The 15853-nt window shown below is 38.3% G+C and carries 13 protein-coding genes and 1 pseudogene; 9 read left to right on the top strand and 5 right to left on the bottom strand.

Annotated elements, in window-relative coordinates; genetic code table 11:
• Positions 1-310 precede the first annotated feature (310 nt).
• The 4 genes from carA (at position 311) to F994_RS01435 (ending at position 6398) form a co-directional block, all read left to right on the top strand.
• Entirely contained in the window at positions 311-1450 is a 1140-nt protein-coding gene (gene carA, locus F994_RS01450) for a glutamine-hydrolyzing carbamoyl-phosphate synthase small subunit (protein WP_004648232.1), read from the top strand.
• Between the two features lie 14 nt (positions 1451-1464).
• Entirely contained in the window at positions 1465-4695 is a 3231-nt protein-coding gene (carB, locus tag F994_RS01445) for a carbamoyl-phosphate synthase large subunit (protein WP_004648230.1), read from the top strand.
• 95 nt (positions 4696-4790) lie between these two features.
• Positions 4791-5267, top strand: a complete 477-nt coding sequence (gene greA / locus F994_RS01440) for a transcription elongation factor GreA (RefSeq protein WP_004648229.1) — start codon at positions 4791-4793, stop codon at positions 5265-5267.
• A gap of 507 nt (positions 5268-5774) precedes the next feature.
• Positions 5775-6398 carry a CatB-related O-acetyltransferase gene (locus tag F994_RS01435; protein ID WP_004648228.1) on the top strand — a complete coding sequence of 208 codons (624 nt, stop codon included), beginning with the start codon at positions 5775-5777 and terminating at the stop codon, positions 6396-6398.
• Here F994_RS01435 and F994_RS01430 read toward each other — a convergent pair.
• The gene (locus tag F994_RS01430) at positions 6393-7280 is read right to left on the bottom strand and encodes a hypothetical protein (protein ID WP_004648227.1); all 888 of its coding nucleotides are present in this window, start codon (positions 7278-7280) and stop codon (positions 6393-6395) included. The two genes, F994_RS01435 and F994_RS01430, sit on opposite strands and share 6 nt — an antisense overlap.
• A gap of 78 nt (positions 7281-7358) precedes the next feature.
• Positions 7359-7564 (bottom strand): annotated as a pseudogene (locus F994_RS17050) (P-loop ATPase); the annotation flags it as partial.
• A 313-nt stretch (positions 7565-7877) separates the two neighbouring features.
• Here F994_RS17050 and F994_RS01425 point away from each other — a divergent pair.
• Positions 7878-8321, top strand: coding sequence for a universal stress protein (locus F994_RS01425; RefSeq protein ID WP_004648226.1), 444 nt, complete (start codon positions 7878-7880; stop codon positions 8319-8321).
• Positions 8322-8391: 70 nt separating this feature from the next.
• On the opposite strand, the gene F994_RS01420 is transcribed toward F994_RS01425, so the two are convergent.
• Positions 8392-8730, bottom strand: coding sequence for an MGMT family protein (locus F994_RS01420; RefSeq protein WP_004648225.1), 339 nt, complete (start codon positions 8728-8730; stop codon positions 8392-8394).
• A gap of 283 nt (positions 8731-9013) precedes the next feature.
• On the opposite strand from F994_RS01420, the gene F994_RS01415 reads away from it, so the two are divergent.
• Positions 9014-9571 (top strand): hypothetical protein, encoded by a 558-nt coding sequence (locus F994_RS01415; protein WP_004648224.1) that lies wholly within the window; start codon positions 9014-9016, stop codon positions 9569-9571.
• Positions 9572-9614: 43 nt separating this feature from the next.
• On the opposite strand, the gene ypfJ is transcribed toward F994_RS01415, so the two are convergent.
• Together ypfJ and F994_RS01405 are read right to left on the bottom strand one after the other, a co-directional pair.
• The gene (ypfJ, locus tag F994_RS01410) at positions 9615-10520 is read right to left on the bottom strand and encodes a KPN_02809 family neutral zinc metallopeptidase (protein WP_004648223.1); all 906 of its coding nucleotides are present in this window, start codon (positions 10518-10520) and stop codon (positions 9615-9617) included.
• Positions 10521-10570: 50 nt separating this feature from the next.
• Positions 10571-11497 (bottom strand): DUF808 domain-containing protein, encoded by a 927-nt coding sequence (locus F994_RS01405; RefSeq protein WP_004648222.1) that lies wholly within the window; start codon positions 11495-11497, stop codon positions 10571-10573.
• Positions 11498-11692: 195 nt separating this feature from the next.
• On the opposite strand from F994_RS01405, the gene trpS reads away from it, so the two are divergent.
• The 3 genes from trpS (at position 11693) to F994_RS01390 (ending at position 15848) form a co-directional block, all read left to right on the top strand.
• On the top strand, positions 11693-12706 hold the full coding sequence (gene trpS / locus F994_RS01400; RefSeq protein ID WP_004648221.1) for a tryptophan--tRNA ligase: 1014 nt from the start codon (positions 11693-11695) through the stop codon (positions 12704-12706).
• Between the two features lie 437 nt (positions 12707-13143).
• Entirely contained in the window at positions 13144-14676 is a 1533-nt protein-coding gene (locus F994_RS01395; RefSeq protein ID WP_004648219.1) for a hypothetical protein, read from the top strand.
• A 68-nt stretch (positions 14677-14744) separates the two neighbouring features.
• Positions 14745-15848 carry a hypothetical protein gene (locus tag F994_RS01390; protein WP_051061088.1) on the top strand — a complete coding sequence of 368 codons (1104 nt, stop codon included), beginning with the start codon at positions 14745-14747 and terminating at the stop codon, positions 15846-15848.
• The last annotated feature ends 5 nt before the right edge of the window (positions 15849-15853 follow it).

Raw genomic sequence — 15853 nt, 5'->3', positions numbered from 1 at the left:
GATTTTGTTCCTGTAGTTATTAGACAAGGACTATAGCCTAGCGCTATTTGATAAAATTTAAGTTTTGATTTGTCAGACAATTCTTATTTGCTTACATTTTATATACACGATCTAAAAACAGACTCCCACGCAAAATACAAGGCATTTATATTGCATATTCAGTGTAATTTAAATGGACTTCAAGACACTTCGTCCGTATAATGCGCTGTTAAGTTCAAGCGAGCAGACATAGGAGGGTTGGTTAAAAAAATAGCCTTCCTTTTTTTTCGTCTTCTCGCTTTTTTACAGCCTAAATTTCAGGAGCTTTGGTTTGAGCACTCCCGCCATTTTAGCCCTCGCAGATGGAACGATCTTTAAAGGTACGTCTATCGGTGCATCGGGTAGTACGACTGGTGAAGTCGTTTTTAATACTGCCATGACTGGCTATCAAGAAATTTTGACTGACCCAAGTTATGCACAACAACTTGTAACTCTGACTTACCCGCATATTGGTAATACAGGTTGCAACGAAGAAGACGCTGAGTCAGGTCGAATTCATAAAGTATGGGCAAACGGTTTAATTATCCGCGACCTCCCTTTATTGCATAGCAATTTCCGTGCTAATCAATCTTTAGGTGAATACCTAGAACAACATAATGTTGTTGCGATTGCTGATATTGACACACGTAAATTGACACGAATTTTACGTGCGAAAGGTGCGCAAAACGGTTGTATCCTTGCCGGTGAAAATATCACAGAAGAAGAAGCTTTAGAAAAAGCACGTGCTTTCGGTGGCTTGGATGGTTTAGATCTTGCTAAAGAATGCTGCGATCCAGAAGGTTTTGAATGGACGGAAGGTTCTTGGACACTCGGTCAAGGCTTCTCTCAACCTGAACTTAAATTCCATGTTGTGGCATATGATTACGGTGTCAAAACCAACATCTTACGTATGCTGACGGATCGTGGATGCAAACTGACTGTAGTTCCAGCTCAAACGCCTGCAGAAAAAGTTCTCGCATTAAATCCAGACGGTGTGTTCTTATCGAATGGCCCTGGCGATCCAGCTGCATGTGATTATGCAATTGAAGCTGTAAAAACCATTGTTGAAACCACAGATTTACCTGTATTTGGTATTTGCCTTGGTCACCAAATTCTAGCCCTTGCTTCTGGTGCTAAAACGGTGAAAATGCCTCACGGCCACCACGGTGCCAACCATCCTGTACAAAATCTTGAAGATGGTACAGTGATGATTACTTCTCAGAACCATGGCTTTGCAGTTGATATTGATACCTTACCTGCAAACCTAAAAGCGACGCACAAATCATTGTTCGATCAAACCCTTCAAGGTATGCATCGCACTGACAAACCAGCGTTTAGCTTCCAAGGTCACCCTGAAGCAAGCCCTGGTCCACATGACTGTGCACCATTATTCGATCATTTCATCGAACTTATCGAAGCATCTAAGAAGTAATTAAGGAAGCGATCATGGCTAAACGTACAGACATTAAAAGCATCTTAATTATTGGTGCAGGTCCGATTGTGATCGGTCAAGCATGTGAGTTCGATTACTCAGGTGCACAAGCATGTAAAGCACTTCGTGAAGAAGGTTATCGCGTTATTTTAGTGAACTCTAACCCAGCCACTATTATGACCGACCCAAGCATGGCAGATGCCACGTATATCGAACCGATTACTTGGCAAACTGTTGCACAAATTATTGAAAAAGAACGTCCAGATGCAGTCCTACCGACAATGGGTGGTCAAACAGCATTGAACTGTGCGCTTGCACTGGATGAGCACGGTATTTTAGCGAAATACAATGTTGAATTGATTGGTGCGAGTAAAGATGCCATTGAAATGGCAGAAGACCGTAAATTGTTTGATGACGCGATGCGTCGTATTGGTCTTGAATGTCCACGTGCTGCTGTTGCAAGCACTATGGAAGAAGCATTCGAAATCCAAGCAAAATTGGGCTTCCCTTCGATTATTCGTCCATCATTCACCATGGGTGGTTCAGGCGGTGGTATTGCTTACAACCGCGACGAATTCATTGAAATCTGTGAACGTGGTTTCGACCTATCGCCAACTCACCAACTGTTAATCGATGAATCATTGATTGGTTGGAAAGAATACGAAATGGAAGTTGTTCGTGACAAAAACGACAACTGTATTATCGTATGTGCGATTGAAAACTTCGACCCAATGGGTGTGCATACAGGTGACTCAATCACTGTTGCACCTGCACAAACACTAACCGACAAAGAATACCAAATCATGCGTAATGCATCGATTGCTGTTCTGCGTGAAATTGGTGTTGAAACAGGTGGTTCGAACGTTCAATTCGGTATTAACCCGAAAGACGGTCGTATGGTTGTGATCGAGATGAATCCACGTGTATCACGTTCATCTGCGCTTGCATCAAAAGCAACAGGTTTCCCAATTGCACGTATCGCTGCGAAATTGGCTGTGGGTTACACTCTTGATGAATTGAAAAATGACATCACTGGTGGTGCAACACCTGCGTCATTCGAACCGTCAATTGACTACGTTGTCACTAAAATTCCTCGTTTTAACTTCGAAAAATTCCCACAAGCTGAAGCAATTCTAACCACACAGATGAAATCTGTAGGTGAAGTCATGGCCATTGGTCGTAACTTCCAAGAATCTATGCAAAAAGCACTTCGTGGTCTTGAAGTTGGCGTGTGTGGTTTTGACGAACAAATTGCTGTTGGTGCTGAAGGCGCGCGCGAAAAGATCCTACACGAACTTAAAGTTCCGGGTCCTGAGCGTATTTGGTATGTGGCTGATGCCTTCCGTCATGGCTTTAGCTTAGACGAAGTTTTTGCTGCAACCAATATCGACAAATGGTTCCTCATTCAAATTGAAGACATCATTAAAACTGAAGAACAAGTAAAAACACTTGGCTTTGGTGATTTAAATGCCGACAACATCCGTTCGTTCAAACGCAAAGGTTTATCTGACCTTCGTATTGCACACTTGATGGGCATTTCACAAAAACAATTCCGTAAACAACGTTGGAACTTGGGCGTTTACCCAGTTTACAAACGTGTCGATACTTGTGCTGCTGAGTTCGAATCTGACACAGCGTACATGTATTCAACTTACGATGAAGAATGTGAAGCAAATCCATCGACCAAAGACAAGATCATGGTCATTGGTGGTGGTCCTAACCGTATTGGTCAAGGGATCGAGTTCGATTACTGCTGTGTACACGCTGCCCTTGCAATGCGTGAAGACGGTTATGAAACGATTATGGTCAACTGTAACCCTGAAACGGTTTCTACTGACTATGACACATCAGATCGTTTGTACTTCGAACCGATTACTTTAGAAGATGTACTTGAAATCGTGCGTATTGAGAAGCCTAAAGGCATTATCGTACAGTACGGTGGTCAGACTCCGTTAAAACTGGCTCGCGCTTTAGAAGAAGCAGGTGCGCCAATTATCGGTACATCACCTGACGCGATTGACCGTGCAGAAGACCGTGAACGTTTCCAACAAATGATTCAACGTTTACAACTTCGTCAACCAAACAACAGCATTGTAAAATCTGCTGAAGAAGGTATGGCTGAAGCATCTAAAGTGGGTTATCCACTTGTTGTACGTCCTTCGTATGTACTTGGTGGTCGTGCGATGGAAATCGTATACAACGATGACGAGCTTAAACGTTACTTACGTGATGCAGTTCAGGCATCTAACGAAGCTCCTGTACTGCTTGACCGTTTCTTAGATGACGCAATTGAAGTTGACGTAGACTGCGTATCTGACGGTAAAGACGTTGTGATTGGCGGTATTATGCAGCACATTGAACAAGCGGGTATTCACTCTGGTGACTCTGCATGTTCTATTCCTCCTTATTCATTATCAAATGAAGTACAGGATGAAATGCGCCGCCAAACTGTGGCGATGGCAAAAGAGCTTGGCGTAATTGGTTTAATGAACGTTCAGTTTGCAGTTAAAGGCAATGACGTTTATATTCTTGAAGTGAACCCACGTGCATCACGTACTGTACCGTTTGTTTCTAAATGCATTGGCGAATCATTGGCAAAAGTTGCTGCACGTTGTATGGCGGGTCAATCTTTAGTATCTCAAGGATTTACTAAAGAAATTATCCCAACACACTTTGCAGTAAAAGAAGCCGTGTTCCCATTCGCGAAATTCCCTGGTGTTGACCCTATTCTTGGCCCTGAAATGAAATCTACAGGTGAAGTAATGGGTGTTGGTAAAACTTTTGGCGAAGCGTTCTATAAAGCGGTACTTGGTGCCAATGAACGTTTACCAGGTCTACCAACTGAAGGTGAAATCAAGCATGCATTTATCTCTGTACGTGAATCAGATAAACCACGTGCAGTTGCAATTGCAAAACAACTAATCGATTTAGGCTTCAAGATTCTTGCGACTGATGGTACATTTAACGTAATCAGCGAAGCTGGTCTTGAGTGTGAACGCGTGAACAAAGTTACTGAAGGTCGTCCTCATATTGTGGATCGCATTAAAAATGGCGAAATTCACCTTGTTATTAACACGACTGAAGGTAAACAGGCTCAAGAAGATTCATTCTCGATCCGCCGTTCAGCACTTCAAGGTAAAGTGTATAACACGACTACTTTGAATGGTGCAGAAGCAGTATGCCAAGCTTTAGCAATTAAATTACCGATGGATGTATATCGCTTGCAAGATTTAACAGCAGGTTAATTCATTATCCGATAGGTCCCGTCACCTTATCGGTGGCGGGATTTTTTTATTTTTAATCTGTATTTTTTAATACATAACAACTGTGAGGGACAACAATGAAACGTTATCCTATGACACCTGAAGGCAAAATTGCCTTAGAGAAAGAATTACTTCAACTTAAATCGGTTGATCGTCCACGCATTATTGCTGCAATTGCTGAAGCGCGTGAACATGGGGATTTGAAAGAAAATGCAGAATACCATGCTGCTCGCGAGCAACAAGGCTTCTGTGAAGGTCGTATTCAAGATATTGAAGGCAAACTTGGTGCAGTTCAAGAAATTGATGTTAAATCACTTGAACAAAATGGCCGTGTTGTTTTTGGTGTGACCGTAACGATTGAAAATCTGGACACTGAAGAAAAGAAAACCTATAAAATTGTAGGTGATGACGAAGCAGACTTTAAGATCAATAAGATCTCTGTGAACTCACCGATTGCTCGTGGTCTTTTAGGTAAAAGCGAAGGCGATGAAGCAAAAATTACGACACCTCAAGGTGAAGTGGAATACGAAATTGTGAAAGTTGAATATCTTTAATTTTTTAAAGATTCATCGCTTTCCAGATCCCCTCTTTTGAGGGGGTTTTTGTTTTTGGACTTTAAAAAACCTTTACTTATGGAGCAGTACTGCTGACTCCAAAAATAAAAAAACATCACCGCCTCCTTACTTTTAATATAAAAATCAGATAGATGTAATTTTTGTAATACAGTCTTACACGTGTTCATATCCCATTAGATGACAATTTATTGTTTTTAAAAAATTTTATTTAAAGATAGAAGCTTCCACAGCCTCAATTTTTCAATAAAGCCTCAAGATATTCGCGTAGGCAACATCTTACTTTTGACAGGCCAAAAGTAAGCAAAAGCCTTTATTACCCATACATAACGTCCTTCTTATGATGGGTAACGTGTGGCATCCCTGCCACACTCGTGTATCCAAAGCTTACTTAAATTAAACTGTAGAAGAGCGATGGAATATCCCCCGCTTTTTCAAAGAAAGACTTTTATTTGTTATAATTCTCTCACCTCCCAATGCTGTATTCCCATGTCTGAGCAACTGATTAATTCCCCTGTAAAACATTGGTGTGAATTCGAATTTATTTCAAAAACCGTAAAGAATCCCAATATTCATATTAAAGGGAATTACAGCTATTACAGTGCTTACTGGGATCAAGGTTTTGAACGCTGTGTAGTGCGTTATCTGCATGACAAACCTACTACCGTTGAAAAACCAATAGATCAGCTACATATCGGCAACTTTGTCTGTTTTGGCGCTGAATGCGTGATTATGATGGGCGGTAACCAATTGCATCGTACCGACTGGATTTCAGCCTTTCCATTCGATACACGTAGTTTTGTCCCTGCTGGCGATACGATTATTGCTGATGGTTGCTGGATTGGTAGCCGAGCGATGATTATGCAAGGGGTAACACTGGGCGAAGGTGCTGTGGTTGCGACAGGTGCTGTGGTGACTAAAGATGTGCCCCCTTATGCCGTAGTGGGTGACGTACCCGCAAAAATCATTAAATACCGCTTTCCTGAGGAAGATATAGAAAAACTGCTTTCACTTAAGCTGTATGACTTAGATGAAAAGCAGTTTTTAAAAATGCGGGAACAGTTACAGACGGAGGATGTGGGAAAATTAATTCAATATTTTGAAAATCTATGATCTTTCAATAATTGTTTTCTCATAACCCCTTAAAAATGCAGCTCTTTGAGGGCAATCTTCCATAATCGCTAATTGTAGCGCTGCATATAATGACCAATTTTCTTCATCAAATTGCTTATGTTCAAATTTACTTTCTTTAAAAACAGTGCATCTTAGTTTAAACAAACGATAAACCTCATCATTTACTATGTTAGATTTTAATTCTTCCTTAAAATATTTAACCCTTTTACCACCATTGCTGTCCGACACATAAATAGAATTAATAATTGCTTCAAATGAGACCCACATCAATACAAAACGTTCCTTCGGAAATTTTTGTTGGAAAGCTTTATCCAATAATATTAAGGCATCAATTGGCACATTTCTTAATTTTGAAAATTCAATTTCATCATAAAAGTTTAAACTTTGAATATCAAAAGGCGATGCATATCCTAATTCAGAACTTACTCCAGCATTTTCAAAATTTTCACTATTAAAATGTGTAACCAACATTAATTCACGTGCAACTGGCACACCAAATATTAATCTAAGAGTATTAATAATCCGAAGTGTTTTATCTTGGCATTCTTGATTTTCAATTGCTTGCTCTAAACCAACAGTCAATTTGAGGTTATTACTTAGAGCAGGAATAGAAATGCCATAATTTGTGCTAAAACATTGATTATTTTCATCATAATGAGTTCTAAATTTCATTCTTTCAGAACTATTATCAGGAGGCCTTACAATACTAATATCTACATATTTAAAACCATTTGATGACAAAAATTCTCTGACTTTAGGCAAACAATCTGACTGGACTGAAGAACTCCATATTGATTCTTCAAACACATTAATGCCAAAATTTTTCCAATCATTTATTAATCTTTCACGTGTTTCCAACATAAAACCATCTCAATCTAATTTATTTTCTAGCCCCTTAAAACTAACTAATTCATTCAACTCTAAATAGAAGTTTTAATGATACTTTTGCCAATGCCGAACAAACCACGTTTTCCCTTCACCCCAACGTGCATCCAAAGCCAATACAGCACCGCACTGCAAACGATCCACATAGTTTGTAAGTTGAATACCTAAGCGCTTATACGATCCCAAAGATCACCCTGCTAAGCTTCTTCAATACTTTCAAAATTATCCCGTTGCCAATTTAATTGATTTTGTTCAGTCATTTCTATTTCATTATTAGTAAGTTACTACACTTATGATATGACATTTTCCAAAGGCATATTTCATATACTTTCAAATAAAAAATCTGCTTACAATTTCATCAGACTTTAGTTTTAAAGCCTTAATATTTCAAAGCAATACATGTTAGATTAAATTAGAAATAACACTTTAGGGCGGTTAATTATCCCCATGAAATTACTAGGTTTTATTTTAGAAAAAATGTAGTTAGTATCAAAATGTAAGCTGCTTTAACAAACAACAATTTACAGTTCTATAACGCATCTGTTTTAGTAACGATTATAAGGAGAAATTCACATGGCTTATCATAATATTTTAGTGCCAGTTGACGGTTCAGAAACATCACATGCAGCCGTTGAAAAAGCAGTTGAATTTGCTAAAGCATTTGGCAGTAAAATTACAGTGGTTCAGGCTTTAGTACTCGACCCATATATTGCAGCAGAATATATTTCTGCGAGTCAAACAAATGATTTAATAGAACGCGCTCGTACATCAATTGAAGAATCACTTGCTGCCGCTAAAGCAAAATTTAATGAACAAGGCATTGAAGTAGAAACCAAACTGCTTGAAGGACAAGTGATTCATCGTGAAATCATTCGAGCGGCGGAAGAACTGCATGCTGACCTGATTATCATTGGTTCACATGGTCGTACAGGTTTTAAAAAGCTATTCCTTGGCAGCGTCGCACAGAGCTTACTAGGCGAATCTCATATTCCTGTCCTGATTGTTCGTCAACCATAATGCTTTTCCCTTTCCCATCTTTTTTCTAAAGATGGGAAAATCTCTAACTTTATCCAATTCAATCGTTATTTTATAACTCATTCATCCATTGATATTGTTTTAAATTAATCTTATCTGCAATGACCATTACGCCCTCTTCTAATAATTTTAAGCGTTGAATATTATCCCCACAATGATCCAATTTACTTAGGCTAATTTTTCCTTGTGAATTAATCACTCTATGCCAAGGAATTTCGGTCGCTTGATCCAAATGTTTTAAAACATAACCAACTAAACGTGCATGTTTAGGCAAGCCCGCGAGCTTTGCAATTTGCCCGTAGGACGCCACTTTTCCATAAGGAATTAAGGCAACTACTTGTAATATTTGACGTGCTAATTCATCACTGGAAGTACTGCAATATTGCGGCATATCTTGTCCTTAAATCATCTCATTCGACCTTGAGAGCAACTGATTTTACTTACCAATGCTTCTAGTCTAGAACAACATTCAATATAAAAACAATCAGAGTACAATTCATGCAAAAGGCTTTTTAAAAAAAATTATAGCCAACAATCAGTTTTAAGCTGCTAAATTATTTTTAGCTATCGTTAAGTTTTTTACATCTTTTCAGTAATGAATTAACATAGCTCAATATCGAAGTGTTAAATGTATCAACGCTTTCTTCCAGCTCTACATTAAGTTGAATTTATTCATGCATCAAACAGTTAAAACGCTATTTCGACTTTTTTTTGCAGTTGTGATTTTTCTCATTACAATCGCTTTATTTTTCAGTATCTACTCAAAAAGCAAAGAAATTTTAAATGCAGATCAAACTTTCCAGCAAGCACAACACATTTCACTCAAATCGACCCCTCAAGAACAGCTGGTTTTAGTTTCGAATAATAAACGGCCCGATCAAGCAATTTATATTTTGCTTGCGCATAATGGCTATGTTGCGAAAGTAAACTGCGAACATTATTTAAAAGATATTTGTACAGATGCCTATAACCAGTCACATACTCGCCAAATCAAGCAGATTAACTTAATCAAAATTGGTCAGCAGCATTATATTGAACACGTTAATTACCAAGATAGTCTGACGCAAAAGCAGCAACAATGGTCCTATTCTAAACAACAAATTCAGCAATTTTATCAAGCCGATATTTCAAGTTTAAAATATATTGTTTTTAGTATCAGCCTCTTTGCCTTGGCTGCACTTTATGTCTCGATTAGGATTATTCGCAACTTTAAACAGTTTTTAAGTCGCTGAAAATTTAAAATAAAAAGAGGGTTTTAAACCCTCTTTTATTTTCTTAAATCGTTTGATTAAAAGTATCACAATCGTTGATCTTTCCTGATTTCAAACCTGTTTGAAACCATTTCATGCGTTGCTCACTACTACCATGAGTAAAACTATCAGGCACAACCTGCCCTGTAGCGCGTTTTTGCAAGTAATCATCACCAATTTTATGCGCTGCATCCATCGCCTCTTCAATATCCCCTTGCTCTAAAAATTGGGTGCGTTGTTGATTATGATGTGCCCAAATTCCTGCAAAGCAGTCTGCTTGCAATTCCTGACGCACAGAAAGTTGATTGCCCTGTACTTCACTGGATTGGGCACGTGCTTTTTGTACTTGATCAGAAATACCTAACAGCGTTTGTAAATGGTGTCCGACTTCATGCGCAACCACATAAGCTTGGGCAAAATCTCCCGCTTGATCTTGGCGAGATAACTCGGTCGAATTTTGCTCACCTGAAATACCCATTTGCTGACGCATGTCTTTAAAGAAAGTCGTATCAATATAAACTTTACGATCGGCAGGACAATAAAATGGCCCCATTGCAGATTGCGCTGTACCACAGCCTGAATTCACCACACCACTAAACATCACCAATTTAGGGGCAACATACTGACTATTTAATTGCTGTTGAAAGACTTGCGTCCACGTATCTTCGGTATCCGCTAAAACTGTCCCGATAAAATCCATGGCTTCTTGCTGTTCTGGAGTTGGATGATCCAAACCTTTGGTTTCAGCGGGTTGTGCTTGTGATGTAACTTGCTTCGTGGCTTGATAGGCTTGTTGCGGGTCAACACCAAAAAACTTCCATGCCACAAAGGCAACCACAAGACCTAAAATACTAATACCACCCGCCTTAACACCGCCACCACCACGGCGGTCTTCAACATTGCTACTTACACGACGTCCTTTCCAGCGCATAGTGATATTCCTTTAGCTTGTATTTATCTGATTTTACCGCGCATTTATGCTCATGTTTGTTTAGATTTAGGCCAAAACTTTTTAATGAAATTCACCATTACGAGAACCAATAATCCCGCAACAAAACCAATAACAAAACTAATTAAGGTGGGTGTAACTGCACCAATAATATTGCCAACCGTAGGAATATGCTCCATATAATCGACTGAATCTTCGCTCCAATGATGAATCAAAGGCACAGCATGATTAATAATCCCGCCACCGACCAAGAACATCGCAATGGTTCCCACAAAGGTCAGGGTTTTCATTAATTTTGGTGCAAATGCTAACAATCCGCGGCCAATACTTTGCTTAAGGCTAGATGCCTGTTCGGTTAAATATAAGCCTAAATCATCAATTTTCACAATCATGGCAACAAAACCATAAACACCCACAGTCATTAAAATCGCAATCACTGAAAGTACGAGAACTTTAGTACCAAATGCAGCTGTGGCAACCGTACCCAATGAAATCACCACAATTTCAGCAGATAAAATAAAGTCGGTACGAACAGCCCCTTTAACTTTATCTTTTTCAAAAGTGACTAAATCTGTTTCTATTTCGATCAGTTCTGCTTGTGCAGCTTCTTGAGTTTGGGCTTTTTTATGATGCAAGCTATGCAGAACTTTTTCTACGCCTTCATAACACAAAAATAAACCACCAATCATCAATAAAGGATTAATGAGCCACGGTGCAACGACACTAATCAGCAAGGCTAAAGGTACAAGAATTAACTTATTAATGAATGAACCTTTTGCAACACTCCAAACTACAGGTAATTCACGTTCAGAACGGACACCACTGACTTGTTGTGCATTCAGCGCTAAATCATCCCCCAATACCCCAGCCGTTTTTTTTGCCGCCATTTTACTCATTACAGCAACGTCATCTAATACGGTGGCAATATCGTCTAATAATATTAATAAGCTACTCGCCATTCTTTTTATCCTTAAGGGGGTCTAGAGGGTATTTTAAATATAAATATAAGAAAACTGTATCAACTTCATTAAATTCTTTTTATTTTTTCAAGCTTCTGTTTTTATAGTGTCTGACATTAAAAAACATTATGCCGTACAATATGGCAATTCATCAGCAGATACATGTTGTGTTAACAACTTTGGAATAAAGAGATAATGAGTAATCAAGACAATCGTCCTGTTATTTTGACTGGCGACCGCCCAACGGGACAACTTCATTTAGGTCATTTTGTAGGTTCTTTACGTTCGCGTGTAGGGTTACAAGATTCTCACCATCAACATCTCCTCCTTGCTGATGCTCAAGCCTTAACAGATAACGCAGATAACTTTGAAAAAGTACGCCGCAATATTATTGAAGTGGCAACAGATTATCTTGCCGTCGGTATTGATCCAACCAAAACAACCATTTGCGTTCAATCATGCTTGCCTGCATTAAATGAATTGACCATGTTGTACCTCAACTTTGTGACGGTGTCGCGTTTAGAACGTAACCCAACCATTAAAGCAGAGATTCAACTCCGTGGTTTTGAACGCGATATTCCGGCTGGCTTCTTATGCTATCCAGTTGCACAAGCAGCTGATATTACTGCATTTAAAGCATCAGTCGTTCCGGTTGGTGATGACCAAATTCCAATGATTGAACAGACCAATGAAATTATACGTCGTTTAAATCGTCAAATTGCTCATGATGTGCTACCAGAATGTAAAGCTCTGCTTTCAAACATGAGTCGTTTACCCGGTTTTGATGGCAAAGCAAAAATGTCTAAATCATTAGGCAATACCATTGTGCTAGATGCATCTGACAAAGACATTAAAAAAGCAGTCAATGCCATGTATACCGATCCAAATCATTTAAGAATTGAAGATCCGGGTCAAGTTGAAGGCAATATTGTATTTACTTATCTAGATGCTTTTGACACAAATAAAGAAGAAGTTGAAGAGCTAAAAGCACATTATCGTCGTGGTGGTTTAGGTGACGGCACTGTGAAGAAACGTCTTGAAGGCGTACTAAAAGAACTCATTACCCCGATTCGTGAACGTCGTCTCGAGCTGGCTAAAGATCCTGATTACATCATGGATATTTTAAAAACTGGCACAGATAAATGTCGCGATATTACCCAACAGACACTCGATGAAATTAAATCAGGTTTAGGCATGTTTCACTTCTAAACACGTTTAATCATAAAAAAGCCTTTCTTTATGTAGAAAGGCTTTTTTATGCCCAGAAAACGATAAACAAATCACACTCACCAATAGTTATTAACTTTAATTAACACAACGTAACTGAAAACATCATGAAATGACTGCTCATTCATTTTATTATGTTTTTAGTGTTTAAAGCTCTATAGAGTTTTAACATTCTCCTTAACCGAAACTGTGAAAACAGCTTCGTTGTTATACGCAATGATCACCCCAATCGTTGCGTATTTTTTTGTTTGTACAATTATAATAATTACCATGTATAAGCCATTTTAAAACTAAACATTTTTATTTTAATGTTTACAAAATACTTGTATATAAAATAAACTTTATTTTGTTCTTCTTTTTAAATCCTTAATTTGTTATAAATAACGAGAACTGATTATAATTCATCCGGGGTTTAAAATATGTTACTTAACAAATATATAAAATATACTTTTCTTGCAACAACGATAACAACCTTACTTACTGCATGTGCTGGTAGCGATGGTAGCAATAATAGTTCAGCAGCACCCTTTGCACCAAAATCAATTTCGGGGACTGCTGTCGATTTCTATTTAGCCAATGCTACTGTAAAATTTGATGACTGTAATGGCCTGACAACTACAACAGATGCACAAGGTCAATTCTCTTTTAAGACCACTGCCGACTGTAATAACTCCGCAATTACCATCACTGGGGGTACAGATATAGGAACAGGACTTCCATTTACTGGCACACTCAAAATCAAAAAAACAGATTTACAAAATATTTCAAATAATGATTTAGTTGCGAGCCCACTTACATCACTTGAATATTATCTTGGCTCTGGCGACCTTCAGGTTGTTTTAAATAATCTCGGTCTGACCACTGTAACAGCAGCAAATATTAATTCATACAACCCTGTCAAGCATGGCAGCGCAAAAGAAATGGCGGTAATTTTCACGCTACAACAACTTGCAACTCAAATTGAAGATAACTTCCAAGCAATCAACAAAAGTGATGGCTCTGTTGCATTGACGCAAGAACAGGCGACACAAATTGCTTTTTCTACTATCGGAAATGCGTTAAAGACACAAGGGAAAAACCTATTTAATAGTAATGGTGATCTTCAAACAACTGCTTTAACTGAAATTCTTACTGCTGCTGTAACCACGGCTGGGACGACCATCAATGATCCTAGCACACCAATAGATTCTAATATTAAAGATAATATCAAAGGTAATATTACCACCGTATCAACAGAGATCAATAAGATTGCACAATCAGGTGGAGATGGCGCGACTTTACAAGGAGCTTTAAACGTAGCGTTACAAGACCCTAACAGTCCAGCACAGGCAATTAAAGAGAGCTTAAAAACGCCAATTTATGCTGATTTTACTTTAGCAGGTTATTCATTGGCAACGCTTAAGACTTCCAGCCCTACTGCACCATTAGCGTTAAGTTATGCAAACCTAGATACTGCCTTGGCAGTCAACTTTAAACTGAACAATACCAAGTCTGAATTAACCGATACGATTAAATTAGGTTTTAAAATTAATGGTAGCCGTGGCGCAGCAAGAGAAAACCTAGATGTCATTATTAGTAATATTCAAGTGACCTTTAAAACAGATGGCACAATACTCAGTGCTAAAGTTCCAGTGAATACAGTTATTAATATTTCCACATCTCTTCAAGGCGTAAGCAAATTAAATATTACTACCCAGAAAGATATTCCGATTAATGTCAGCAATGGAATTATTCCCCTCTCTAGTATCATCAGTAGCAATGATGCCTTAAAGACGTATTATACTGAATACATGAAGAAACTTGCAGTGAATGATTTAGTAGAGGCATCTGCTTATGTATTACCAATCACCTATACAGTGGATCCAGCTCTTGAACTACAAAATGGCACCATAAGTATTGATAGTGCTCAATTCCAAGGCTCAACCTTAACAGCTCACTTTAAACTGAATTAATCCATTAAATGCCAGCCTTCAAGCTGGCATTTTTATCTTCAGCATTTAAATATTTGTCTTTGGATTATATGAAATATCATAATTTAATTATATATATGGCATGTATATGCCCAACTGGTTTATATGCTGCACCTGAAGATCTTTTTTTACAGGCACAGAGCTTAGCAAAAGAAACCAAATCATCTTTAAAATTTACAACAGAACTAAATGCAGTGAATGACCGCATCGACTTTCTGGATATAAGACAAAGTGAAGGCGTACAGAATAGCAACGCTGGTGACTACATGGGTGCACATTTTGCTATGGAATACCAGTTTCATCCACAGTGGATTGTTGATGGATCATATTGGTACAGAGAAATTGATTATGCTCAAGACACCAATACCATTCACTCTAGCTCACTGGGGATTCGCTATTTCCCTGAGTTAAACTTAAACAAAAAAGATCGTTTTTTCATTGCTGCAACGCTATGGGGAAATCAGGCCAATGAGCTAAATAAATCTACAGCAACCATCGTTAATCAACAAAGGATTGAACAGCTTCAGGTCAATCAACCACAAGACTTACAATTTCAACTGAATGGTGTTTTTTCTCGAAAACTTGATCCCATGAATCAAATTAATTTATTTGCTGGAGTCGGTTACAGCCAAGTCAAAGTAGATAGCTTAGATATTCAAGCAAAATATAAAGGTTGTTTGATGGATATCAATATTAATTCCAGTAATCAATATTCAGGAAAATTAAACAAACCCTGTTCTATCGATAATCTATTGATCAACCAACTGAATATTTCAGGTAATGCCAGTGATTATGGCATTGAGATTCAAAATGACCTGAACTATAACGCTTATTTTACCAGCTTAGGTGGTTCATGGAACTGGAGATATCGTCAATTTGAAAGTCAGATTGCCTACCAGTATCAGCATTTATGGCGAGACAACATTGATGACCGCGTTCGTAATTTTGGTAATACACCAGTTAACAACAATCATAGTCTTGGTCTTAAACTCAGCTACGATGTTACCCCCAAAATATCGACCTTTATGAAAGGGGAATTTTACCAACACAATTTTGTCGGAAATATACCATTTTTGTATAATGGAGTGACTGCATCGCGTCTGGATCGTCGATATGGGCTTGCTACGTTGGGGCTAACCTTTCAAGGTTTTTAACAGTA

The sequence above is a fragment of the Acinetobacter bohemicus ANC 3994 genome, assembly GCF_000367925.1.
Lineage (GTDB): Bacteria > Pseudomonadota > Gammaproteobacteria > Pseudomonadales > Moraxellaceae > Acinetobacter > Acinetobacter bohemicus.
This window is presented reverse-complemented; position numbering and strand designations above follow the sequence as displayed.

Coding starts and splice junctions, on each gene's coding strand:
- carB (WP_004648230.1), top strand. CDS start 1,465: ATGGCTAAACGTACAGACATTAAAAGCATCTTAATTATTGGTGCAGGT.
- greA (WP_004648229.1), top strand. CDS start 4,791: ATGAAACGTTATCCTATGACACCTGAAGGCAAAATTGCCTTAGAGAAA.
- F994_RS01435 (WP_004648228.1), top strand. CDS start 5,775: ATGTCTGAGCAACTGATTAATTCCCCTGTAAAACATTGGTGTGAATTC.
- F994_RS01430 (WP_004648227.1), bottom strand. CDS start 7,280: ATGTTGGAAACACGTGAAAGATTAATAAATGATTGGAAAAATTTTGGC.
- F994_RS01425 (WP_004648226.1), top strand. CDS start 7,878: ATGGCTTATCATAATATTTTAGTGCCAGTTGACGGTTCAGAAACATCA.
- F994_RS01420 (WP_004648225.1), bottom strand. CDS start 8,730: ATGCCGCAATATTGCAGTACTTCCAGTGATGAATTAGCACGTCAAATA.
- F994_RS01415 (WP_004648224.1), top strand. CDS start 9,014: ATGCATCAAACAGTTAAAACGCTATTTCGACTTTTTTTTGCAGTTGTG.
- ypfJ (WP_004648223.1), bottom strand. CDS start 10,520: ATGCGCTGGAAAGGACGTCGTGTAAGTAGCAATGTTGAAGACCGCCGT.
- F994_RS01405 (WP_004648222.1), bottom strand. CDS start 11,497: ATGGCGAGTAGCTTATTAATATTATTAGACGATATTGCCACCGTATTA.
- trpS (WP_004648221.1), top strand. CDS start 11,693: ATGAGTAATCAAGACAATCGTCCTGTTATTTTGACTGGCGACCGCCCA.
- F994_RS01395 (WP_004648219.1), top strand. CDS start 13,144: ATGTTACTTAACAAATATATAAAATATACTTTTCTTGCAACAACGATA.
- F994_RS01390 (WP_051061088.1), top strand. CDS start 14,745: ATGAAATATCATAATTTAATTATATATATGGCATGTATATGCCCAACT.